A 23,480-nucleotide genomic window follows, 5' to 3' on the forward strand; every position below is an offset into this window, starting at 1 on the left:
CATAACAAGTAACACATGGGTAAGCCGTATGCCTTAGTAGGGCACGTACGGTTTGATGAGGGAGTAACCTCGAAAGAGGTTACTCTACTCTATGTTGTTGCCATGTTTTAATAAGCAATGCTATCCCAAGGAGGTGATGACGAAAATGGACGATGGATCGGAACCAAGCTCATATATTAACAGTTTTCTTAAAAAAGAAAGAATGAAAAAAAGAGTCCACTTTTCGTGGTCGCCCGCGGAGTGTTTGACTCTGTAAGGGAGTGTGTAAAGTATGATCATGACGACAGTACTAAATAAATTTAAAGCAGAATCTGCTGGCAAGTTAATGACAAATGAATATGTATCATTTGAAGAGCATCAAACAGTTGATGAAATTATTGATTTTTTTCGTGCTTATGGAAAAGGTAAACAAAATATTCACTATATTTATGTAGTTGATCAAAAAGATTGTTTAAAAGGTGTGCTCTCACTTAGAGAACTGCTTAGTACACCTGGTGCAACACAAATTAGCGACATCATGATAAAAAATATTGTGACAGTAGATATTGATTTAGATCAAGAAAAGGTTGCCCATATTATTAAGGAAAAGGATTACGTTTCACTGCCTGTTGTTGATCATCATCAAAAGCTGCTCGGAGTCATACATGTTGATGATATTTTAGATGTAGTACAAGAGGAAGCAACAGAGGATTTTCATAAAATGGCCCCTGTTGGAAAACTAGATACAAGTATTAAAAATGTAGGGATTCTTACAATATTTAAAAAAAGAGTCTCATGGTTAGTCATTTTAGTATTTATGAATATTTTTTCTGGAGCTGGCATCGCATTGTATGAGGATACGATTGCGGCGAACATTGCACTTGTTTTCTTTTTACCTTTATTAGTTGATAGTGGGGGAAACGCCGGCTCCCAGTCTGCAACATTAATAATTCGTGCAATGGCAGTTGGAGACATTAGACTAAGGGATTGGCTAAGTTTATTTAAGAAGGAATTCTCTATCTCGTTTCTTTTAGGTATTGCAATGGCAGTGTCTGTTTCACTTATTGGCATCTATCGAGGCGGAATTGATATTGCAATTGTTGTATCCTTAACGATGTTAACCATTGTTGTTGTAGGCAGCTTAATTGGGATGTCCTTGCCATTTATTTTTAGCAAGCTAAAATTAGATCCAGCAACAGCGAGCGGCCCATTAATTACATCTATTTGCGACATTTCAGGAGTGTTTATCTATTTCGCAATTGCTTCATGGTATTTAGGATTATAATGCTTTAGTTTTATTCCATATTTTTGAGATACTTCTCCTGGAAAGAGTTAATTTCTACTATTAGTTTGCTCGGGGGAACAAGCTGGATTAAGTAGAACAACTCCTCAAGGATTCGATCAAACGTTTGTTTAAGAAGCCAAGAAGGTAGACCACTATTCTCACTATATGAGTAGCATAGGGTTTCGTATAGTTTATGCTAAAAACGAAACAAGGTGCAAATCACACATGTTCTTCTTTAAAATGTATATTTATCGGATAAAGGGGCAAGTTATCATTATAGTCCACAAAAAGAATGTGAGAAATTTTTCGAAAATGATATACAGAGAAAATGAATTAAGGTAAAATATGTGTTAGATGTCAAATCTTAAAGAGGTGGTCTTTCTTGCAAAAAGATTATGACAAGTTAATAAAAATTATGTCCAACTTAGCAGGTATTGGTGTGAAGATTTCCATGACGAAATCTCGGCTAGAATTGTTTAAAATGCTTGAAGGTGTAAAGCCTGTAACAAACTATCCAGAGCCAAATGCTTAAAGCATGTTTAAAAAGAGGACAAACAGACCGTTAGTTTAGGGATAACTATAGAAGGGAAGGTCAGCTCATTGTGCCGCCTTCTGGATTGATTATGGAATGGTGTATTATTCTAAAAATTCGAGCTGCCTTAGCTGAACTATCATTGCCTTTCTAAAAGAGAAATAATGATTCCCAAACTTGATGAATGTCCACTTAAATGAAACAAGTCAGATTTATGACTTGTTTTTTGTTTAAAAATCCCTGCCTATGTAAAAGCAGCGGACATAGGCAGGGATTTTTGTATTGTCTTTTAAAGAGCGCTTTGCTTTCTTTTTTGTATGATGCGGTAAACTAAGAAGAAAATGACGATAGCGATGCCGCCAAGCAAAGTCAGTAACGTGAAATTTTTTTCGATAAAAGGCATTGCATTTTCGCCAAGCATAGCGATAATCGCTGCTTCTAAGAAAAAGCGTGCTCCCCGCCCAATAACGGACCAAAACATGAGGGTTCGAATTTTCATCCTTGATACACCAGAAAAAATAGTAAAAACTTTATACGGAATCGGTGTAAATCCAGCAATTACAATAGATAACGCCCCATATTTGTGAAAATAAAATTCCACTTTTTGAATTTTTTCTTCAGAGATGAAGTAACGGAGAACCGGTCTTCCGAGCTTTTTCCCAATATACCAACCTAGTAAAGCGCCAAGAACGGACGCAATAGTCGTATATAGTGCATAAATCCATACCATGCTAGGATTTGCAATCCCCATTGGCAAAAGAAGAACTTCAGGAATAACTGGCAGAAAAGAAGAATCGGCAAATGAGACAAATAATAAGCCATAGATTCCATATTGTGCAAGCCAATCTTCCAAAAGATGTAGCCATTCTAACATATTTACGTACTCCTTTTTTTCACGAAGCTGATCGTTGTTGCATATGATTCAAGCTACTATGATTAGTTAGATGCTTAGAAAAGGATGAGAAATTGAGTCTCTCATCATACACTCAAAAAGCACTGCTTTTGTATATCATCTTTTTTTGACTCGTATTTCTTTATTTGTTTGACATGGAATGTTTTTTCTTGTCCAAATGAGTATATCATTTTTTTCTTTTTCTTTCTAATTGTTACTTAAAAAATGATAAGGGGCAGTTTCTCACATGCCCCTTACAATTCTTCATAAGATTGGAGATTCATATAAATCAATCTTCTGCGATTTTATCAAATTGTATTCCAACGAGACTTTCTACTACATCTTTAAGGATCATATAGGAGTCTCCATCAGTTAGTTCTTCTTTATTTTCAATCATATCAACAGTATCTTTGGTTAATAAGCCTTTTTTCTGTAATTCAGCTTGCGCCTTATCTTTTGTTACATGCAGTCCAAGTGCTTTTGTCACTGTAAAGCATGCCTGTTGTAAACTTAACGGCTTTTCAGTAGGATCCTTAATGCCCTTTACAGCGGCAGTATGGTCACCTGTAAAATAGGAAGGATACATCATTATGACACCGCCTGTTTGATTGACCATGCGCTGCATATTAGAAACATTATCTAAATTAAATGCTTCTCTTCCATAGTCGCCATAGGCGATACGCATGTAGACGGCTGCTCTTAGCCCAGGAAAAGCTTTATGTTTCATAAACTGCTGCTTTTCCAACTCAAACGGCTCGAGCTCCATTCCTTGGTCAGTAAGCGTTTCTTGCAGTTTAGCGATTAAAGGTTTTGATTGTGCTAATGATCGAAAAGTAATATTATTTTCTATCGCTAATTTTGCAGCGGCCCCAGCTGCTTGTCCTTCCGCCATGCCAACTGGTATAACACGGGCACTGCCATGTGCTAGTGTATCATAGCTGGCAGCTTTTCCAACTACAAGCAAGCCGTCTACGCTTTCTGGCACAATACTGCGAAATGGAATAGCATATTTTATCGGATGGACAACGATTGCACCACCATCAGACGGTGATGTTCTTTGGATATCAGCAGGGTATGAACCAAAGGCGATTCGATCCCATTTATCATTGTGTTCTAGCAAATCTATAATGTTGAGACGGTATAAACCAACCATATGTCTGGTTTCACGAACATAGAGTTCAGAGGCAATGCTATCTAATTCCGCTTCCTTAAATTCTTTAAAGTTTTCTTTTAAAAATTTCACAACGTTTGGAATTTCCTTACTAGCAATTTCCAGTCCTTCTTTACGCGAGTTAGGGTCTAAACCATCAATTTCAAAAATATGAAGGGCGTTAATCAAAATGGTTCCATCAAGCTGACGGCCGATATTAAGACCACGCATTTTAGTGCGTTCCTCGTCAAGTGGTTCATATGCACTCATTTCTTCACCATATCCCCACGCGGATAATTTACTAACCCCGGTGTTTGGATCTCCGTCGCCATTCAAACGTTTTGCAATCAACTTCCATGCTTTATCATCGATATTTTTTAAACGGAAAACAGCTGTAACCGCCATTCTTGAATCTTTGTCTCCTATATCTTCACGGCCGATAGTAAAGGAAACACCGGCATCAGCGGCAATATCTGCATCTTGTGTCGCGTCAATGACAGCTTTTGCAAAAATATCCTGTTCCGTTTTGTCTGATTTCGTGACTGTGATACCTGTTACTGATGTATTCTCATCTTGCGTGTCTACAATTGGCTTAATAGAGGACACATTCATGAACAAATCAATATTTTCCTCTGCAGCAACAAGGTCATAGAATGCATTAGCCGCAGTTGTAACATCGAAAGAATGCCCCTCTGTTTGCTTATACCATTCTGTAAAAATACCTTTGTTTAAATGATCTTTTTCCTTTCCAGACGTATTGGGCTTGGTGTTATCCCAGTTCATATCAATACTATTCAACCAACCAATCGTCATTAAACCACCTAAAATTTCACGATCTCTACCCTCAATAAGTAATGTTTTTAAACCGTTGCGTGCTGCCGAAACAGCAGCACTGATACCTTCAGGATCTGTCCCAACAACGATGACATCATAGTTATCTTGAAGCTTATCTACTGTTACAACTTTCTTTAAATCTTGTTTTTCTGGCAATTTATCTATTGTAAATCGATTATACTTTATTTCGTGATAGAGCCAGCGCCCGCCAACCAGTAACAAGACAACGAACGCTAAAGCGATAAAAATCCATTTCTTTTTCATTAAAACACCTCAATATATTTACGTATTTTCATAAAGCGGTAGTAAGGCTATTGCTAAGATGGAGTTCCACCATGCTTGCTGTGATTCTGATGCTGATTTACGTCTTGAAGCTGATATAGCTTTTCCTCATAAATAGCGATCACCTGTGCTAATTTAGTTGTCCGCTCAGCCAAAACGGAAACAGTAATGGTTAAGTGGAGCAGGATACAGAAAATCCCTAGTATTGCTAGTAAATAGAGAAGAGATGGCGCATACTTTACTCCTATAAGTTTGGCAATCCAATCCAGTCCACTCGGAAATAGAGATAAAACCATCATCAATACGCTTAAAAAAAGCCATAATAACGCATACTGCTCTTTTAATTTTCTTTTCTTAATAAGGCGGATATTTACAATAAAAAAGGTGAAGCTCAATATAAAACATAGATAAAATATGTAAGCAATCATGTGATTTGCTCCTGCCTTCCTTTTTTGGAATGCGTAATAAAAATGGCTAGTGTAACTTTGATCATGTAATAAATCGATTTAAATGTATTGATACTCGACTTGCCGAACATGCGCGGACGCATGGTCACTTGCGTTTCCTTAAAATGAAGCCCGTTGTTATGCAATAAAATGAGTGATTCTACCTCCGGATAATCAGTTGGGTATTGGTCTGCAAAGAGCGCTATTGCTTTACGGCCACATAATCGGAAGCCAGATGTCGTATCAGTCGCTTTGTTTCTTGTTAGCCCTGAAACAATCGTTGAAAGGAAACGAATGCCGACTTTTCGCATGCTTGTCGATTGATATCCTGTTTTATCTAAAAAGCGTGATCCGATAACCATATCTGCTTTTCCTTCATCAAAAATACGTAATAATTTTTCTAGATCGGCTGGATCATGCTGACCATCGCCGTCGATTTGCACAGCAATATCGTAATCGCCATCTAAGGCATAACGATATCCTGTTTGAACAGCACCACCAATTCCAAGATTGTACGGCAAATTAAACACGGTAGCACCAGTTTGAATAGCTCTTTCGAACGTCTTGTCCTGAGATCCGTCATTCACAACAGCGATGTCAGCGTATGGAGCGTGTTTTTGAATATCCTTAATTACATTTTTAATTTGTCCTTCTTCATTGTAAGCAGGGACAATAATCAATATTTTTCTGTCATTTAAATGCGTTTGCTTCATTCAGTTTTCACCTCTTTTACCCTTTGACCGTCGTTGAACGGAACATTGGTTTCTTGAAAAGCCACGTCCATATCTTCATGATAAGGATGCAATCAATGATAATGATCAAAGGCATCATTGTAACGTTATATCGATACTCTGGTATAAAGGCCAGTCTGATGAGTGTCATTGATCCGATAATCATGACAAGTAAGGTAGCCATTTGTTTCCATTTACGCAGCACATCAATGATTGAAAACATTCCTAAACCAACTAAAAACAAATGAATGTAATTATAATTGATGAAAGGAATAACGTTATAAAAAGGTCGATGTCCACCGCCAGTATACGCATATTGGTAAATATATTGCAGTTTGCCGATCGTGTACCATTTAATAAAGAGCCACGGCTGTGTCGAGAATCCTACTTTTAATCTTTCGATCGCTACTTCCATTTGTGTTTTTCCAGTGCGATCAACTAAACCATCATCAAAATTTTTGTAAGGGTAAGTTCCGGCTGCAAATGGATTTACTTGCGTTCCAGTAATAATCAACTCGTGCAATGTGATTAAATTGCGAATCCACCACGGCATCATAACGCAAACTAAACCTATACAGGAACATAAAAATAACTTGAGCATTCCTTTTGTATTCTTTTTCCAAACCCAATAGAACAGATAAGTAACTGCAATGACAGGCAGAAACTCTGGTCGGACTAATACGGTCAAACCTAATAAAGCACCTGACCCAACAGCAAGCCGAAATGACGAAAAGCGAAAGGCATTTATTTGAACTAACATGTAAGCTAGTAGAAAAAAGATACCGAGCACCTCTGTCAAAATAGCGCCATTTGCCCATACAAAAGGCGGATAGATAGCGGCGAAAAAAGCAGCTAATACGCCGGTCATATCGTTAGCAAGGATTGAGCTAATTCGATATATAAACCAAATGGTGATAAGACTAAGTAACACTTGTACATAACGAACCCAAGGCAGCGGATCGTTTTCCTCATAATCAACAAGCCAATAAATTGACGCTAAAAATAAAGGATATCCCGGAGTAACGTAGGCATTTGGAGAAGTATCATTGTATGCGTACACGCCATCCTCTAATAATTGTCTTACCATCGCATCATAGTTAATGGCATCGTGAGGCATTTCATGATCCACCGATCGTAAAAAATCTACCCGTAAATAAGCAGCGAGTATGAAAATGATGATAAGGGCGATGTTCATTATTCTTTTTCGACTCATCATTGTAGCTCCTTCCGTACTGTCTGCTAATCAGTATACAGATGAGAACTTAAAGCCTCGTTTTCACTTGCTTAACATTTTCTTTTGTATTTCTTAAGAAAAATTAAGAAAGTGCATAAAAAAAGACTGGCCAAAATGGATGAAAATCCATTTTGGCCAGTCTTACCTCAAACAGAAGAAAACGGTATAAGTGGAAAACGCGTCTCGAACACAGTTTGGTCCTTGTTGCTTTCTACTGTTATATGACCGCCATTCATCTCCACAATGCTTTTTGTAATCGCAAGCCCTAATCCGGAGCCGCCAGATTGTGTCGATCTTGATTTTTCCGCACGATAAAAGCGCTCAAAGATATATGGCAAGTCTCGTTCGGGAATTTGCTTGCCATAATTAATGATCTTTACAATCGCTTCCTCATTGGTTTTATTGATTTGAATATCTATATATTGTCCATCTTTCCCGTAGCGAATCGCGTTTGCCATTAAATTCTCATATGCTCTCATTAATTGATTACCATCCGCATAAATATAGACCATTTCGTCATTCGTAATTGTACGATACGACATTCCAGCATTTGTTAAGCTTGGACTGAATTCTTCCGCTAATTGCTTTAACAAGCCATTGAGATTTATTTTCTGCTTTTGAAGGGTAGGCCCTTTCTCATGAATGGATGTATATTCAAATAAATCTTCCACTAATTTTTTCAATCTTAATGCTTTCTCATAAGCAATATTCGTGTAATAACGCAATTCCACTTCATCTTTATAGTGATCTTTTTCGATTAATTCAAGATACCCAAGAATGGAAGTGAGCGGAGTACGAAGATCGTGGGAAACTCCTGTAATAAGCTCATTTTTCGTTCTTTCTGCATTTCTTTCTTCCTCTATGGATTTCTTCAATTGTTTTGTCATTTGATTAATCGTATCTGCAACCATTCCAAGCTCATCTGAGGACTTTGCAGGGATTTCGTAGGTAAGATTTCCTTTCGCAATTTCCTGCAGCCCATTTTTAATTTCATCTAAATAATTAACCATCCTCCGACTGAAGATAAAAAAATACATCAGAAATAAAATAACACTGCTATATAAAATGACAGGGAAAGACCCATATTTTTGCACTACCCATCGAATAACTACCCTAAATGGTTCAATATAGATTAAAATACTAAAAAGTTGATAAAGTAAAATAACGGTTAAGATTGTAATGGCAATGCTGAAAAAGAAAATAAAGATAAATTTCCAGCGAATTGTATAGATAAACGTCTTCATTATTTTTGGAAATACTACCTTCACTTCATTCAGATTACCGATCATTTTTCTGCTAAATATAATAAAAAATGAAAAAAATAATATTAATCCACTTATCAATGTCACTGGATTGGAACCAATATTGTTAATGACAAATATGAGTGGAGTCGAAAACGGAAATATATAAAGCAGCATAGAGGCCAGCTTATAAAGCAGATAAATAGTAAATGTTGTAAAAACGATACTAAGTAAAAACACAAGTATTAATTTTCGATATACAGTCGATTTTGTGTTACTTGCCAATCTGATCGCCTTCCATCATTATTCGATGATATAGCCAATTCCCCAAACAGTTTTAATAATTTGTGGATTGCTAGGATCTACTTCGATTTTTTCACGGATTTTACGAATATGCACCATGATTGTATTGTTTGCCTCGAAAAAAGGTTCCTGCCATACTTCCTCGTAAATCTGTTCCATACTTAGGACAATCCCACGATTTTTGGCAAGTACTTTTAAGATGGCAAACTCCCGAGGCGTTAATTTTACTTCACGCTGATCAATACTCACTTTATGTGTTGTGATGTTAATCACAAGATCATTAATGATCATTTCATTCTCGTCTTTTGTGAGAGGCGTATTTAAATATTTATAACGCCGAAGCTGCGATTTCACACGCGCTAATATTTCCAGTGGGCTAAACGGTTTCGTGACATAATCATCTGCACCAATGCTTAGACCAGTGATTTTGTCAATTTCTTGCCCTTTCGCAGATAGCATGATAATGGGCATTTGTTTCTCCTCACGTATTTTCATACAAGCTTGTATGCCGTCCATATTTGGCATCATAACGTCTAAAATGATTAAATCAACGTGATGTGTATTTAAAAGCTCCAGTGCTTCTGCACCGTCGCTTGCTTTTAATAAAGTATATCCTTCATTCATCAGATAAATTTCTAAAAGGTTAATAATTTCTATTTCGTCGTCGACAACGAGAATTGTTTCTCTAGCCATGTCTAAACTCTCCTATTAAAATATATATGCTTTAAAATGTCAAATTTTTTATATAACATCTTATCTAATTCAATAAACTTGTATTTGTTTACCTAGATATAACATAAACTCCCAAAAGGATAATGGCCATTCCTGACCATCTGGTAAGTGTGATCGTTTCACCGAACACGATTCCAGCGACAAGAAATCCTAATACATAAGCGAAGCTTTGCAGAGGATAAGCGACACTTAAAGGTAACCGTGATAAAACGACAAACCATAAAATCGTTGCAATTCCATAAAGGGCCAGTCCTCCTAGAATGTAAAAAGAAGTAATCATTTTTACCCAGTCAAGGCCGCCAATTTTTTCAATTCCTAATTTAAACATAGTTTGTCCAGAGACTAATAAGATAATATTAGAAAGTAAAATTAAGTAACTTTCAATGTTCTTCACAAGTTTCATTTCCCCCTCTTCTAGCTTGTAACGTGCAATAAATGAGGGGATATGTGAAATCCCCGCTAATAATTATTGGTTTATCCCACATCTAACTGACAAGACAAGCCTCCAACCTTAGGAATTAAAGGAATCAGAAGCGCTAGGTGGGGGATGAGAGAAAACCTCCACTCATGGAAGTTTCACTTTTATCTTTCATTAATATAGCATACACAATGTTAGCGAGTTTTTTTTCTTAATAATGTCTTAATATTATCTTAATCTTTCTCCAACTGTTAGTTAGGTCGATCATACCAATGATTTGGTTAAGGAGTAAAGGAAGGAATTGACACATTTGTACGTAAATTTTAAGATCATTTACAAATAATCCTTGTAGATTTTATGTTTTTGCTTTAAAATTTTTTTCACGAAAAAAAAGCTGGATCATTCTCCAGCTATTGGTTTCATATTACATCTTTTTCGGGGCTTTGATTCCTAGTAATGATAATCCTTCAGCCAGTACAATTGCAACGGCGTTTACAAGACTTAAGCGATTGTGAAGATCATCGTCTATGTGAAGGATTTTAACCTTGCCATAATATTGGTTAAATGCTTTTGCCAAGTCAAGCAAGTATTTAGCAATCACAGAAGGGGCGCACTGTTCATTTGCTTTTTCAATTTTTTTAGGGAATATTTGCAGCAATTTGATGATTTCCCAACTTTTCTCCGTATCTAATCCAGTAAAGGTGTCATTTGTTACTTTCCCTTTTGTTAAAATAGATTGTGTCCTAGCGAACGTATATTGAATATAAGGACCTGTATCACCCTCAAAAGTGAGCATATCTTGTAGAGAAAACGATATGCTGTTCATCCGTTCATTTTTAAGATCATGAAAAATAATTGCACCTACGCCAACTGCTTTCGCAATTTCAGTTTTGTTCGTGATGTCAGGATTTCTGTCAGCAATATTTTTCTCAGCCAAGGCAATCGCTTCATGCAATACTTCCTCTAAAAGCACAACATGCCCTTTTCTGGAAGACATTTTTTTGCCATTCATTAAATAAAGCCCAAAAGGTATATGCTTCATATGATGTGCCCATTTATATCCTAGCTTCTGTAAAACAGCGAATACCTGTTGAAAATGAATGCTTTGTTCTTGCCCTACAATATATAGTGCTTCATCAAATTGGTATGTTTCCTGGCGATAAAGTGCTGCTGCAAGGTCTCTTGTAGCATATAAGGTTGCTCCGTCTTTCTTTTTTATTAAGCAGGGAGGGAGGCCAAGGTCATCAAGTCTGACTACTTCAGCTCCATCTGATTCTTCCAAAAGATGATTTTCCTTCAGCAAGTTGACCACTGGCTCCATTTTATCGTTATAAAACGCTTCACCATGGTAAGAATCGAATTTGATATCTAGAAGCTGATAAATGTTCAAAAACATTTGTAAAGATGCACTTCTGAACCATTCCCAGAGTTCGGTGTATTGTTGATGGCCTTCTTCCAACAATTTAAAGGCGCGGCGTGCTTCTTCTTCTAAGCTTGGGGTTTTCTCTGCCTCATCGTGAAAAGTAATGTATAGTTTAAAAAGTTCTTGAATCGGGTTTTCTTTTACTTTTTCAAAATCTCCCCATTTTTCATAAGCAATGATCAGCTTTCCAAATTGAGTACCCCAATCGCCTACATGATTAATACGCACCACTTTATATCCACATTTTTTAGCAATGTTTGCTAACGCATTTCCAATAACGGTTGAACGTAAATGTCCCATTGAAAACGGTTTTGCTATATTGGGAGAGGACAAATCTAATACAACTGTTTTATTTTCACCGATAGCGCTATTTCCATAACGACTTTTCTGTTCTATTATGTCTGTTATGATTGTTGTGCTAATATGCATCTTCGAAAAGAATACATTGACATATGCTCCTTTTGCTTCTACTTTTGTAAAAAGAGGGTCGATAAGCGTCTCTGCAAGCTGTTCAGCAAGCATATTTGGTGATTTTCGAACTTTTTTAGCGAGATAAAAGCAGGGAAAGGCTAAGTCTCCATGAGCTGAATGTTTAGGTGTTTCAATCAAATTGTACACATCGGAAATCGGTAGCGGTTCTTGTAGAACTTCTATAAGCTTCTCAGCATATTTTAATTTTAAGTCCATCTATTTACTCCTCCTTCTATATAAAAAAGCTCGTCTCTTATCATAATAAGAGACGAGCTTTTAGCCCGTGGTACCACTCTAGTTGTCAAAATGACCACTTCACCTGTTAACGGAAGGGTGCCGACATTTAAGTATGCATCTCAGAAGTGCGCTTCATTACTAGGTTAACACTAGGCTTCCATCATCCCTAGCTCGCTGAAGTTTTCCAAGCAATTACTCTCTTCCTCATTGATGTTATCCGTATTTATCTATCAGTGTTTATTAACTGCGTTTACGATAGATTATATAGATACTTCTGAATTAGCTAGTGGGATCTGTAAGGGAGTTTCGTCATTTTTGACATTTTTCCTTACTTCCACATATTTAATATGAAGGTCTTCTATTTCCATAATTGTAAAGTTGTAATCGCCATAGGTGACAACGTCTCCTTGCTTCACTTCATAGTTTAACGTTAAAATCCACCCGCCAATCGTATCGACATCCTCATCCTGAATATCGATGCTTAGCAGCTCATTTACTTCACTAACTAATACCTTTGCATCAAAAATATAATGATCCTCTTTTACTCTTTGAATAAGAGGAACTTCATCTATGTCAAATTCATCCTGAATTTCTCCAACAATTTCCTCGATGATATCTTCCGCTGTTACTAATCCAGATGTACCGCCATATTCATCCATTAGAATGGCCATATGGATGCGCTCTTTTTGCATTTTTACAAGCAAATCATGAACCGGAATAGATTCAATCACACGGATGATTGGACGTACAAAATCCTCCAGCGTTTTTGCTGTCGTTTCGCTATTTTCAATTACCTCTGCAAAGATATCCTTTAAGTTGACGAGTCCTATAATATGGTCTTTGTCACCATCAAAAATCGGATAACGAGTAAATTTTTCTGATTTTACCATACTTAAAAACATTGCAACTGTATCGTCTTTTGACAGAGATATCATTTCTGTACGAGGAACCATGATTTCTTTTGCGATCCGATTGTCAAATTCAAAAATTTTATTTACATATTTAAACTCTGATTGGTTAATTTCACCATTTTCGTAACTATTTGATAAAATGATGCGCAGCTCTTCCTCGGAGTGAGCAAGTTCGTGTTCTGCTATTGGCTTTAGTCCAAATAATCTTGTAATAAATCGGGCTGAACTGTTCAAAACCCAAATAAATGGATACATGATGCGATAAAACAAGATAAGAGGGCCGGCTGTAAGCAAAGCAATTGCTTCTGCTTTATGAATAGCAACAGTTTTTGGCGCCAGCTCGCCAATAACGACATGAATAAATGTAATGGTCGTAAATGCAATAGCAGTAGACAAAATTTGGATGATAGAAGGTGAAGCGTCTATCAGCTCAAAAATTGGCCGCAATAGTCTAGCAACAACTGGTTCTCCTAGCCAGCCTAATCCTAAGGCAGTAATGGTGATGCCGAGTTGACAAGCAGACAAGTACTCATCAAGATTAGAAATCACGCGCTTTGCTGCTAACGCTTTTTTATTTCCGTCGCTAATTAACTGTTCAATTTGAGAACTTCTTACCTTTACAATCGCAAATTCTGACGCTACGAAAAAAGCGGTAAGGGCAATCAACAGAAATACAAGCACCAAGTTAAATATGTCCAAATAAGTATCCTTCGCTCGTTTAGACAAACGAGAAAGGAAGTCACCTCCTAAAGCAACATGCTTTAATAATTGGATGATAAGTGAACTACTCACCACTTATCGACTTTGCGGTCTGATTGAAGTGGGAGCTTCTTGGGAACTAGATACTTTTATTAGCTATCTATATTTACCAAGCTATAAGGGCAGTCCCTGCCCCTAGAGAAAATACAATATTTTGGCTTAAGGCCAACCGAAAATTCATCTCCCACTTTCATTGGGCTAAGCCCTTCCCCATTTAGAAGTGGGAGAATTCTTTTCGGAAGCCCAGTTAAAACTTATTCATATTATAAGTAATTTTATTCCTGTAAGTCAATGAACATTCCTTTAAAGAAAATGACTTTTTTCAAAGAGAGGTTGAGATATGTGAAGATGCCTCTTTTTTTGACACTTCGACATAAAGAATATGAGTTCCTTCCATTTCTTTTACTTTGAAAAGATAGCCGTTATTTTCTAAAATATCTCCTTGTTTAAGGTCATACTTCTGAGTAAAGAGCCAGCCGCCAAGTGTATCTACATCTTCCGCTTGCAAACTAGTTGCCAGTAAATCGTTTACTTCTTCAATCAGGATTTTCGCATCAAATAAATAATGGTTCTCAGCTAATGTTCGGATGAGAGGGATTTCATCTTCATCAAATTCATCACGGATTTCACCAACAATTTCTTCAAGTATATCTTCCACAGTAACAAGACCGGCTGTTCCACCGTATTCATCAAGTAGAATAGCCATATGTGATCGTTCTTTTTGCATTTTTACTAATAAGTTTTGTAATGGAATCGTTTCAATTACTTTAATAATTGGTTTAATATATGGCAGCAATGGCGCTTTTCCATGACAATGATTGTCGATGCAATCGGTTAGAAATTCTTTCATATTAACGATGCCAATAATAGCATCTTTATCGCCATTTGCCACTGGATACCTTGTGAAATGTTTGCTGCGGACTGTTTCTAAAATCTCCTCAAGTTCCGCATTTTTATCTAAGCAGACAAGTTCCATTCTTGGAACCATTACTTCTTTAGCTGTACGATTGTCAAATTCAAAAATCTTATTAACATAGCGATATTCAGACTGATTGATTTGGCCGCTTTTATAGCTTTTTGATAAAATGATGCGCAATTCTTCTTCTGAATGTGCAAGTTCATGATTTGTCGCTGCTTTAAATCCCATCATCCGTGCAACAATTTGAGCAGAACCATTTAATACCCAAATAAAAGGGTACATCACACGATAGAAGAAGGTGAGCGGCTTTGCAACGAGTAAAGTAAGCTCCTCTGCTTTATGGATGGCAATTGTTTTTGGAGCCAGCTCTCCTAAAACAACGTGAATAAAGGTAATGAAACTAAAGGCAATGATAAAACTTAATACTTGGGAAAAAGCAGGTGCAATCTGCATTTTTATTAGTAATGGCTGAAGAAGTGCTTGAACAGTAGGTTCCCCTAACCAGCCCAGCCCTAAAGCTGTAATGGTAATGCCAAGCTGGCAAGCGGACAAAAAGCCATCTAAATTGGAAGTGAGGCGTCTTGCCGCTACTGCTTGCTTATTTCCTTCAGCTATCAATTGATCAATCCGAGAAGCTCTCGCTTTTACAATTGCAAATTCTGATGCTACAAAAAAAGCGGTTAGTAAAATAAGTAGTGCAACAATAAGTATGTTTATCGTAATCAATCGATTTGTCTTCCTCTCACATACGGTTCAATAAATTCGTGCCACCTTATAGTTGAACACACATAGAGAGTAGGACGTACACCTCCTTTTTTACGATGATGATTATGATAAGAGAAACCACGATGCGATTGTAAAATAAATGATTAATGAGAAGATATCATTAATAGTTGTGATCAAGGGACCAGATGCAACAGCTGGATCAATGTGCAATCGATACAAAATCAGGGGGATAACTGTTCCAGACATCGTGCCAATCATTAATGTCAATAATAAGGAGCTTCCAACAACAACGCCCAGCATAAGATCGCCTTGCCACATATAGGCAATGATAGTCATTAGTATTCCACAAGCAAGTCCAATCATTAGACTAACAACAAATTCACGCAAAATAAGCTGGATGATTGCTTTCGCATCTAATTCTTCAGAAGTTAAACCGCGAACGACAATTGCTAGCGACTGTGTTCCGGTATTCCCGGTCATCCCAGCAATCATAGGCATAAAAAAAGCAAGCGCGACTACTTTTTCTAGTGTTTCCTCAAAGCTTGCGATAATGCTCCCAGAAACCAAACCGATAAATAAAAGAATAATAAGCCACGGCAATCTTCGAAAAGCAGCTGTTGAGGGTCTCGTATGAAAGTCAATCGCCTTCCCAGAAGCAGCAAGCTTTTCAATATCCTCATTTGCTTCTTGATGCAAAATATCAAGGACATCATCAAATGTCACAATGCCAAGCAGGATGCCTTCATCGTTGACAACAGGGATCGCTAAAAAGTCATAGCGGCGCATGAGATGAGCAACTTCCTCTTGATCTGTCAGTACCGGAACAGTAATCACTCTTGAACACATGATATTTTTCATCGTTTCTTTCATATTGGCAAATAGTAAATCACGATAAGATACAACTCCAACAAGCCTGTGATCCTCATTAACAACATATATATAGTTAATGGTTTCAGCATAGACAGCGAAAGACTTGATTTTTTCTATCGCTTCTTGGACAAGATGGCTGCTATGAATCCAAACAAAACGGTTGGTCATGAGTCTGCCGGCAGTTTCAGGTGGATAGGTCATCAGATGCTGAACAAACGCTGCTTCCTCTTTCTTCATCCCTTGCAAAAAAGCCTTCATCTTATGTGGTGAGAGGTCATGAAGCAAAGGGGCTAGATCATCATTATCCATTTCATCCAACACTTGATTTACTTTCTTTGTCGTTAGTTTTTTTAACAGCTCTAGCTGTTGACTGTGATTCAATTCTTTGATTAAATCAGCAATGACAGCAACGGAAAGGTGCTTTAAAAAATCAGTTTTTTGTGTATCAGGCAAGCTTGTAAAGATAAGTGCCAAGTCGTATGGTTGAAGATTTCTAGTAAGAGCAGCAAATTTCGCATCATTATTTGTTTTTAAGGCATTCATGATTAAAATTGGCAGCTTTTCAGATGATACATCATGAAGCATCTTTTTCCCTCCACTCTAGATATGCTTTTTATATATGTATGGAAGAGCTAGTCCCGTTTATCACTATTCGAATAAATCTTCGAGATAATCTATTTTTTACAGTAATAGGACTATCTATAAGGATGTTCAAAAAAATCGCGATTATGATGAAATTACTTATGTATTGTGTGGAAAATAATTGAGGTGTTCTAACTGTTGATAGGCAGGTTGTATGAAAACAAGCTTCAATGTTCAGTTTGGCATGGATATATTTATTAAAGCTTGGGCTACAGATTATGGGCTATTGGATTAAAAAATAGAAGGTTTTACGAGCGTCCCAACTGACATTATTACAGTAATCTTCATGTTATCAGTTTTTTCTCCTTGCAAAATCGTTGAAAGTGACTCCGATGGAGATAGCTTATCCAGCAGTATTAACAGGAATCGGTGCTGCTGGAACTTTCACAGTATATCACTATGTTTATCTGTATTAATTGCAGAATTCTCGGATTATTTAACTGGGTTTACGAAAAGTGATAGGTGGGGAATCATTCACTAACCCTGATTAAGTAGTGAAAGGTTGATTTAACGGCATTCTTTCGATACTTAAAATGGATAAACCAACTTGAATTGATTAGGTTCTCCGCCAAAATTCCACCAAAGAAATTTGGGAAGAACACTTATCATATCGGGTTTTATGAGGGATATATTTTAAATATATTCCTCTTTTTTTGTGCTCAAAATAACACTCAATAGGAAATATTGCTAATTTTAGATTTATTTATTTTTGAAATTTTTTCCTAAATTTTAAAGGGGATAGTTTGTATTGTAGTCTAAATTGTTCAACAAAGTAGCTTATTGTACCAAAGCCGCATTGCTCACTGATTGCTGAAATAGATTCATCAGTATTTATTACTAATTCTTGCGCAATTTGTAAACGATATGCATTAATGTATTGTATTGGTGACATCTTTGTATATTTTTGAAAAATCTCATTACAGAATGTTTTACTAATATGAGCATAATCAGTTAAATCTTTAATCATTATTTTTTGGGTATAGTTCTGATGAATGAAAGAAAGTAACTTGTTTAGAGTATTGAAATATTCTGATTCTGTAAAATTGTGTGTTCCATCGAATTTAAGAACGATCTCTTCAATGATCAAATTAATTAGATTAATTACTTGAAAATAATTTGTAGAATCAGTTTCTTTAACTAAATCAGTTGTTTGAGTAGGAATCTCATTTAGGATGGAACTTAGATATTTTGAGAAATTCCCAACCATCGGTAGTTTGTAATAAATAAAATTGGGATTTTCCAAAATAGGTTTGATATAGTCTTCAATAATCTTAGGATGTAGAAAATCTAAATCAAAATTAATACATAAAGTTTTTGCATTTCCATCGATTGCTGAAGAGCTATGGAATTTATTACTATTTAGGAATAGTATATCTTTTTTACCAACTCTAACAGACTCGCCGTCAATCAGAAATTCTAGTGTTCCTTCGTAAACCCAACTAATTTGTAGCTCTTTGTGCCAATGAAGTGGCATAAAATCATGACGTTCAAAATCATATTCAATTACATAAGGAATGATTGAAAAACCTACTGAATGATAGGTCAAGTGTTCTTCTAACGTTTCATCTAAATTAATTGGCAAATATCTATCCATTCTTTCCATCTCCATTCAAATTATAAAATCAATTACGACATTTCTTTAAATTACGATGAAATGGATTTATCTAAATTTAAATAGATTATAGCATTATTCCAGCATTTTTCCCACATTTTCAATAGAAAAAGTTTAAAAACAGACGGGGAATATGAAAGTCAATAATTCATCTTCGGTCAATTACGATAAAATAAAAATTAATCCTAATAGAATATGATGATAAAATCCATTAAAATGTAAGCGTAAACAACAATTGCGCAATAGTTTCAAATGAATCGATCGGTTAAATAAATTTATGAGAAAAGGAGAAACAAAAATGAGTAAATCAGAATTACTAGATCAATTAGTTGAATGGAGACACTATCTTCATATGCATCCAGAAACAGGGTTTGAAGAAGTAAACACTTCAAAATTTATTGCAGAAAAAATGAAAGAAATGGGCTACGACGTTCATACAGGAATTGGTAAAACTGGTGTAGTTGCTAGCTTAACAAGTGGGAATAGTGATAAAGCTATCGGGATTCGAGCTGACATGGACGCCTTAAATATTGTAGAACAAACAGGACTTCCTTACGCTTCAAAAACTCATGGAAAAATGCATGCATGTGGGCATGACGGGCATGTTACTACAGCATTAGGTGCAGCAAAAATTTTAGCTGAAAGTAAAGATTTTAATGGAACTGTACGCTTTATCTTCCAACCGGCAGAAGAACATGGAAAAGGTGCTTTAGCAATGTTAGAAGATGGTCTCTTTGAACGATTCCCAATCGATGAATTTTACGGTTTACACAATATGCCAAATTTACCAGAAGGAGAAATTCATTCCAAAGTTGGACCAATTATGGGTAGTGAAGATAATTTCGAAATCAAAATTAAAGGTATTGGTGGTCATGCTTCTGCTCCACAAATGGGAAAGGATCCATTGGTAACAGCTTCAGAAATTATCCTAGCTTTACAAACAATTGTCGCTAGAAATGTAGACCCTGTTGATACTGCTGTTGTTTCATGTACTGAAATTCATACGGATGGAATTATTAATGCGATTCCTTCTAATGTTGTAATTACAGGTGATACTCGTAGCTACCGTCCAGAAGTACAAGCATTATTGGAAAAACGTATGCGCTTAATTTGTGAAAAGATCTGTGAAGCAAATGAGGTAGAATGTGAGTTTAGTTACTCAAATTCATTTATCCCAACCGTTAACTGGGAAAAATGCCACAATGTTGCTGTTCAAGCGGCTAAAAATGTATTAGGTGAAGATAAAGTAAATCCTAACGCTAACCCAACCATGGTATCAGAAGATTTTGGACACTTTTTAGATATTATGCCAGGATGCTTTGTTTTCTTAGGAGGTCAACGTGAAGGTGTTGAACCATATCCACTTCACCATGCTAAATTTGATTATAAAGAAGAAAACCTTCTAAGAGGTGCAGAATTTTTTGCTGAAATCGTTCGTCTAACACTAAAATAATAAACTTAAAGGAGAAATCCGAGTGAGTATTAAAGGAAGAACTAAAGGAATAATGCTTGCTGCAACGGGAGCCTCTCTTTGGGGAATAAATGGTGCCTTTGCAGATGTTGTTTTCTCTCAATTTAATGCCCCTGTAGAATGGGTAGTTGGAACTCGATTGCTGATGGCAGGATTCTTAATTTTGCTTTATGCGAAATTTATATTGAAAAAAGATGTATTTTCAATTCTTCGATCAAAAAAGGATATTCTTACACTATGCTTATTTGGTCTTATTGGAATGATTGGTTGTCAATATCTATTCTTTTTATCAATTGGAACAAATGGAGCTGGTTTAGCTACTATATTACAGTTTACATCTCCAATCTTTATCTACTTTTACCTAGTTTTAAGAAAAGAAAAAAATGTATATATTCAAGAAGTTCTATATATCGTTCTTACATTTGTAGGTGTATTTCTAATTGTAACCCGTGCAAACTTTGGTCAATTAGATGTTAGCACTTCTGGTTTATTAATCGGTATAGGTTCAGCAATTGGTGTTGCCTTTTATACTTTACAACCACGTCGTATTTTAAAAGAATATGGGGCCCCTATTGTAGTTGGTTGGGGAATGCTAATTGGAGGAGGAGCTTTTCAATTCGTTCATCCAATATGGCGACCAGGATTTGATGTCGATTTTAAAGTAATTCTTTATATGGCCTTCATCATTGTTGTAGGCACTGCCGTGGCATTTAGTTGTTATTTGGGAAGTGTTAATTATATTGAAGCTTCTCTTTCTAATATTATTGCAGCTTTAGAACCATTACTTGCAAATATTTTAACACCCCTATTACTCGGTCAATCTTGGACAATTATTCAAGTTATCGGAATTGCTATAGTTTTAATATCAGTTATTCTGTTTGCTAATTATGGTGAAAAAGTTAGAAAGAAAACAAGTTTAGAAGTTAGTTAAATAATTATATAAATACGTTACGCTATTCTTTTAATCTACAATTCTAAAAAGTCGATAGTTATTATCACTATTTAAAATTATTGATAAATAAGTTGAAAATAGCCGTAAAGTATTATATTTAATAAATTTATTTGAAAAGGGAGAATTTATTATGAACCAAAAAATTGAATCACAAAAAGCACCTGCTGCTATTGGACCTTATTCACAAGCAATTAAAGCAGAAAATACAATTTATATTTCTGGTCAATTACCAATTGATGCAACAACAGGAGAATTTGCTGGAAATGATATTAAGAGTCAAACAAAACAATCTCTAGAAAATATCAAAGCAGTTTTAGCAGAAGTTGAAGCAGATATGTCTGATGTTGTAAAAACAACTGTTTTGATGAAAAATATTGCTGATTTTGGCGATATGAATGAAGTTTATGCTAATTACTTTACTGGCACCTGCCCAGCTAGAGCAGCGTATCAAGTAGCAGCTCTTCCAAAAGATGCTTTAGTTGAAATTGAAGCTATTGCTGTAATTAAGTAGTTAGTTTATATTAAGTTTTATTTACAAGGGGGATACAAATGACTGATCTAATTAAAGCAGTTCACTATGATAGAAAAGAAACATCAAATAAAACTTCTATCAAAAAGTTTGGTAAAAATAGTACAAAAAAAATTTGGGAGTTTCATAAAAGCTTTCCAGAATATAATGAAACACCATTAGTAGATTTAAAAAATCTTGCTAAAAATCTTGGTGTTGATAAAATTTACGTCAAAGATGAAAGCTATCGTTTTAATTTAAATGCGTTCAAAGTACTAGGAGGCAGCTATTGTTTAGGCTCCATTATTGCTGATAAGTTAGGTTTAGACATTAGCGAATTACCTTATGAAAAAATCAGTAGTGATGAAGTAAAGCAAAAATTAGGCGAGATTACTTTTGTAACTGCTACAGATGGAAATCATGGACGAGGAATTGCTTGGACTGCTAATCGTTTAGGCCAAAAAAGTGTAGTATATATGCCTAGAGGAAGCTCCGAAGAAAGATTAAATAATATTAAATCTTTGGGATCAGATGCTAGTATTTTAGATTTGAATTATGATGATGCTGTACGATTTGCTAGTGAAAGCGGACAAAAAAATGGTTGGATTTTAGCTCAAGACACCGCTTGGGAAGGATATGAAGATATCCCTTCTCGTATTATGCAAGGATACACTACCATAGGAAATGAAATTATGAAGCAATTACAAGAAACTAAACCAACTCATATCTTTTTACAAGCCGGAGTTGGTGCGATGGCTGGCGCAATAACTGCTTTCTTTGCTGATTTTTATGCTGATGACGAACAACCTATTATTGTAATTGTTGAACCAGATAAAGCTGATTGTATCTTCAGAACAGCAAGTGAAAAAGATGGACAACTTCATAGTGTTACTGGAGATATGGATACTATCATGGCTGGTCTAGCTTGTGGTGAACCATGTACTATTGGTTGGGATATTCTCCGTGACTATGCCGATTGTTTCATCTCTATGCCTGATAATATAGCTGCTAAAGGCATGAGAATTTTAGGTAATCCATTAGCTGATGATACTAAAATCGTTTCAGGTGAAAGTGGTGCTGCAACATTAGGTCTTGTAGCAGAAGTACTTCAAAACAAAGACCTAGATTGGTTAAAAAATCAATTAAAAATGGATGCCAACTCAAAAATCTTATGTCTTTCAACAGAAGGAGATACAGATCAAGAAAACTATCGCAAAATTGTTTGGGATGGTTTAAATCCCAGTTTCTAAACGAATTATTTTGTAATCAAAATATTTTTGAAACAAATCTATTACTTACCTAAATTAACTGTTCAATTTATAAACCTCATGGCATTTATGTACTTACGTATGCCATGAGGTTTATATTACACAAATATCCTTATAAAACAATAGCTACAATAATATCATTGCTCGATATGCCAAGTTTGCTGGTGTTCATGTTATTCAACCAAAAGGATTACAATACTCACATGCTTTGTACTTGATTAATGAATTTAATGTTTCTGTTCTAGTTCTTTCTAAACGATTAGGACATTCCAGTCCAGAAGTTACGTTAAAACACTACTCCCATTTATGGGTAAATATGGATTAAATTGTAACAGAGCAAATGACTGGCAACATCATTATTCATACTTCTGAAAAATCAAGAATACATTTTAACGGCAACCAAGTCGTAAAAAAAGAAAAAAATAAAAGTTCCGCCAAAATCCCCGCTAAAGTGGTAGTCAGGACTTAAAAACGTTGATATCAACGTCTGACTATCACCTTCTACCTTTGGTGGGGATAACTGAAATTGCCTATTCATCATAAATATTAGAGGCGAGAGATACCCGCCTCAAACATCGATACTGAACATTAGCTTTTGTTTGAAATTGCAGAATAGAGAAGTTATAGGCCACGAAATCTGCTGATCTGTCTC

19 protein-coding genes, 2 pseudogenes and 1 other annotated feature are annotated in these 23,480 nt (G+C 35.8%); of the genes and pseudogenes, 8 read left to right on the plus strand and 13 right to left on the minus strand.

The annotated features are described in order from the left end of the window. Positions 1 to 271 precede the first annotated feature (271 nt). Together mgtE (J2S08_RS19660) and J2S08_RS19665 are read left to right on the plus strand one after the other, a co-directional pair. The gene (gene mgtE / locus J2S08_RS19660; protein ID WP_307232604.1) at positions 272 to 1,264 is read left to right on the plus strand and encodes a magnesium transporter; all 993 of its coding nucleotides are present in this window, start codon (positions 272 to 274) and stop codon (positions 1,262 to 1,264) included. Between the two features lie 382 nt (positions 1,265 to 1,646). Then, a complete protein-coding gene (locus tag J2S08_RS19665) occupies positions 1,647 to 1,796 on the plus strand; it encodes an Lmo0850 family protein (protein WP_307232606.1) in 150 nt (49 codons plus the stop codon). Positions 1,797 to 2,085: 289 nt separating this feature from the next. Here the strand turns inward: J2S08_RS19665 and J2S08_RS19670 are convergent, their stop codons facing one another. The 12 genes from J2S08_RS19670 to mgtE (J2S08_RS19725) all read right to left on the minus strand — a co-directional run bounded on the left by J2S08_RS19670 (position 2,086) and on the right by mgtE (J2S08_RS19725) (position 16,960). After that, complete coding sequence (locus tag J2S08_RS19670; RefSeq protein WP_307232608.1) at positions 2,086 to 2,670, minus strand: YqaA family protein; 585 nt, start codon at positions 2,668 to 2,670, stop codon at positions 2,086 to 2,088. A gap of 307 nt (positions 2,671 to 2,977) precedes the next feature. Then, entirely contained in the window at positions 2,978 to 4,936 is a 1,959-nt protein-coding gene (locus tag J2S08_RS19675; protein WP_307232610.1) for an FAD-dependent oxidoreductase, read from the minus strand. A gap of 53 nt (positions 4,937 to 4,989) precedes the next feature. Next, a complete protein-coding gene (locus J2S08_RS19680) occupies positions 4,990 to 5,382 on the minus strand; it encodes a DUF2304 domain-containing protein (RefSeq protein ID WP_307232612.1) in 393 nt (130 codons plus the stop codon). Further along, entirely contained in the window at positions 5,379 to 6,113 is a 735-nt protein-coding gene (locus J2S08_RS19685) for a glycosyltransferase family 2 protein (protein ID WP_307232614.1), read from the minus strand. Before J2S08_RS19685 ends, J2S08_RS19680 begins: the two co-directional genes overlap by 4 nt. Positions 6,114 to 6,129: 16 nt before the next feature. After that, the gene (locus J2S08_RS19690) at positions 6,130 to 7,344 is read right to left on the minus strand and encodes an ArnT family glycosyltransferase (protein WP_307232616.1); all 1,215 of its coding nucleotides are present in this window, start codon (positions 7,342 to 7,344) and stop codon (positions 6,130 to 6,132) included. A 167-nt stretch (positions 7,345 to 7,511) separates the two neighbouring features. Next, positions 7,512 to 8,609, minus strand: coding sequence for a sensor histidine kinase (locus tag J2S08_RS19695; RefSeq protein ID WP_370875723.1), 1,098 nt, complete (start codon positions 8,607 to 8,609; stop codon positions 7,512 to 7,514). Between the two features lie 300 nt (positions 8,610 to 8,909). Then, positions 8,910 to 9,602 carry a response regulator transcription factor gene (locus J2S08_RS19700; RefSeq protein ID WP_307232620.1) on the minus strand — a complete coding sequence of 231 codons (693 nt, stop codon included), beginning with the start codon at positions 9,600 to 9,602 and terminating at the stop codon, positions 8,910 to 8,912. Positions 9,603 to 9,690: 88 nt separating this feature from the next. Next, a complete protein-coding gene (locus J2S08_RS19705) occupies positions 9,691 to 10,044 on the minus strand; it encodes an EamA family transporter (protein ID WP_307232621.1) in 354 nt (117 codons plus the stop codon). 439 nt (positions 10,045 to 10,483) lie between these two features. Next, entirely contained in the window at positions 10,484 to 12,169 is a 1,686-nt protein-coding gene (gene argS / locus J2S08_RS19710; RefSeq protein ID WP_307232623.1) for an arginine--tRNA ligase, read from the minus strand. Positions 12,170 to 12,214: 45 nt separating this feature from the next. Then, positions 12,215 to 12,407 (minus strand) — a binding site (T-box leader). A gap of 43 nt (positions 12,408 to 12,450) precedes the next feature. Beyond that, a complete protein-coding gene (locus J2S08_RS19715; RefSeq protein ID WP_307232669.1) occupies positions 12,451 to 13,800 on the minus strand; it encodes a hemolysin family protein in 1,350 nt (449 codons plus the stop codon). Between the two features lie 382 nt (positions 13,801 to 14,182). Then, positions 14,183 to 15,505: a hemolysin family protein gene (locus J2S08_RS19720; RefSeq protein ID WP_307232625.1), complete on the minus strand. Its 1,323-nt coding sequence runs from the start codon at positions 15,503 to 15,505 to the stop codon at positions 14,183 to 14,185. A 102-nt stretch (positions 15,506 to 15,607) separates the two neighbouring features. Continuing rightward, positions 15,608 to 16,960: a magnesium transporter gene (gene mgtE, locus J2S08_RS19725; RefSeq protein ID WP_307232626.1), complete on the minus strand. Its 1,353-nt coding sequence runs from the start codon at positions 16,958 to 16,960 to the stop codon at positions 15,608 to 15,610. A gap of 359 nt (positions 16,961 to 17,319) precedes the next feature. Here mgtE (J2S08_RS19725) and J2S08_RS22655 point away from each other — a divergent pair. After that, positions 17,320 to 17,433: pseudogene (locus J2S08_RS22655) on the plus strand (hypothetical protein); the annotation flags it as partial. Positions 17,434 to 17,720: 287 nt separating this feature from the next. Here the strand turns inward: J2S08_RS22655 and J2S08_RS19730 are convergent. Further along, on the minus strand, positions 17,721 to 18,611 hold the full coding sequence (locus J2S08_RS19730) for an AraC family transcriptional regulator (RefSeq protein ID WP_307232629.1): 891 nt from the start codon (positions 18,609 to 18,611) through the stop codon (positions 17,721 to 17,723). Positions 18,612 to 18,927: 316 nt separating this feature from the next. Between J2S08_RS19730 and J2S08_RS19735 the strand changes: the two genes are divergently transcribed. The 5 genes and pseudogenes from J2S08_RS19735 to J2S08_RS22795 form a co-directional block, all read left to right on the plus strand. Further along, positions 18,928 to 20,082: a M20 aminoacylase family protein gene (locus tag J2S08_RS19735; RefSeq protein ID WP_307232631.1), complete on the plus strand. Its 1,155-nt coding sequence runs from the start codon at positions 18,928 to 18,930 to the stop codon at positions 20,080 to 20,082. A gap of 22 nt (positions 20,083 to 20,104) precedes the next feature. Next, a complete protein-coding gene (locus tag J2S08_RS19740; RefSeq protein WP_307232633.1) occupies positions 20,105 to 21,031 on the plus strand; it encodes a DMT family transporter in 927 nt (308 codons plus the stop codon). Positions 21,032 to 21,182: 151 nt separating this feature from the next. Beyond that, complete coding sequence (locus J2S08_RS19745; protein ID WP_307232635.1) at positions 21,183 to 21,563, plus strand: RidA family protein; 381 nt, start codon at positions 21,183 to 21,185, stop codon at positions 21,561 to 21,563. 38 nt (positions 21,564 to 21,601) lie between these two features. Beyond that, entirely contained in the window at positions 21,602 to 22,810 is a 1,209-nt protein-coding gene (dpaL, locus tag J2S08_RS19750; protein ID WP_307232637.1) for a diaminopropionate ammonia-lyase, read from the plus strand. 139 nt (positions 22,811 to 22,949) lie between these two features. After that, positions 22,950 to 23,297: pseudogene (locus tag J2S08_RS22795) on the plus strand (site-specific integrase); the annotation flags it as partial. Positions 23,298 to 23,480 lie beyond the last annotated feature (183 nt).

It is taken from the genome of Bacillus chungangensis (assembly GCF_030812995.1).
GTDB classification, from domain to species: Bacteria; Bacillota; Bacilli; order Bacillales; family Bacillaceae_C; genus Bacillus_CF; species Bacillus_CF chungangensis.

Bases quoted from the DNA above. Each gene is read 5' to 3' on its own strand.
- mgtE (WP_307232604.1), top strand. From the start codon at position 272: ATGATCATGACGACAGTACTAAATAAATTTAAAGCAGAATCTGCTGGC.
- J2S08_RS19670 (WP_307232608.1), bottom strand. From the start codon at position 2,670: ATGTTAGAATGGCTACATCTTTTGGAAGATTGGCTTGCACAATATGGA.
- J2S08_RS19675 (WP_307232610.1), bottom strand. From the start codon at position 4,936: ATGAAAAAGAAATGGATTTTTATCGCTTTAGCGTTCGTTGTCTTGTTA.
- J2S08_RS19680 (WP_307232612.1), bottom strand. From the start codon at position 5,382: ATGATTGCTTACATATTTTATCTATGTTTTATATTGAGCTTCACCTTT.
- J2S08_RS19685 (WP_307232614.1), bottom strand. From the start codon at position 6,113: ATGAAGCAAACGCATTTAAATGACAGAAAAATATTGATTATTGTCCCT.
- J2S08_RS19690 (WP_307232616.1), bottom strand. From the start codon at position 7,344: ATGAGTCGAAAAAGAATAATGAACATCGCCCTTATCATCATTTTCATA.
- J2S08_RS19695 (WP_370875723.1), bottom strand. From the start codon at position 8,609: ATGAAGACGTTTATCTATACAATTCGCTGGAAATTTATCTTTATTTTC.
- J2S08_RS19700 (WP_307232620.1), bottom strand. From the start codon at position 9,602: ATGGCTAGAGAAACAATTCTCGTTGTCGACGACGAAATAGAAATTATT.
- J2S08_RS19705 (WP_307232621.1), bottom strand. From the start codon at position 10,044: ATGAAACTTGTGAAGAACATTGAAAGTTACTTAATTTTACTTTCTAAT.
- argS (WP_307232623.1), bottom strand. From the start codon at position 12,169: ATGGACTTAAAATTAAAATATGCTGAGAAGCTTATAGAAGTTCTACAA.
- mgtE (WP_307232626.1), bottom strand. From the start codon at position 16,960: ATGCTTCATGATGTATCATCTGAAAAGCTGCCAATTTTAATCATGAAT.
- J2S08_RS19730 (WP_307232629.1), bottom strand. From the start codon at position 18,611: ATGGATAGATATTTGCCAATTAATTTAGATGAAACGTTAGAAGAACAC.
- J2S08_RS19735 (WP_307232631.1), top strand. From the start codon at position 18,928: ATGAGTAAATCAGAATTACTAGATCAATTAGTTGAATGGAGACACTAT.
- J2S08_RS19745 (WP_307232635.1), top strand. From the start codon at position 21,183: ATGAACCAAAAAATTGAATCACAAAAAGCACCTGCTGCTATTGGACCT.
- dpaL (WP_307232637.1), top strand. From the start codon at position 21,602: ATGACTGATCTAATTAAAGCAGTTCACTATGATAGAAAAGAAACATCA.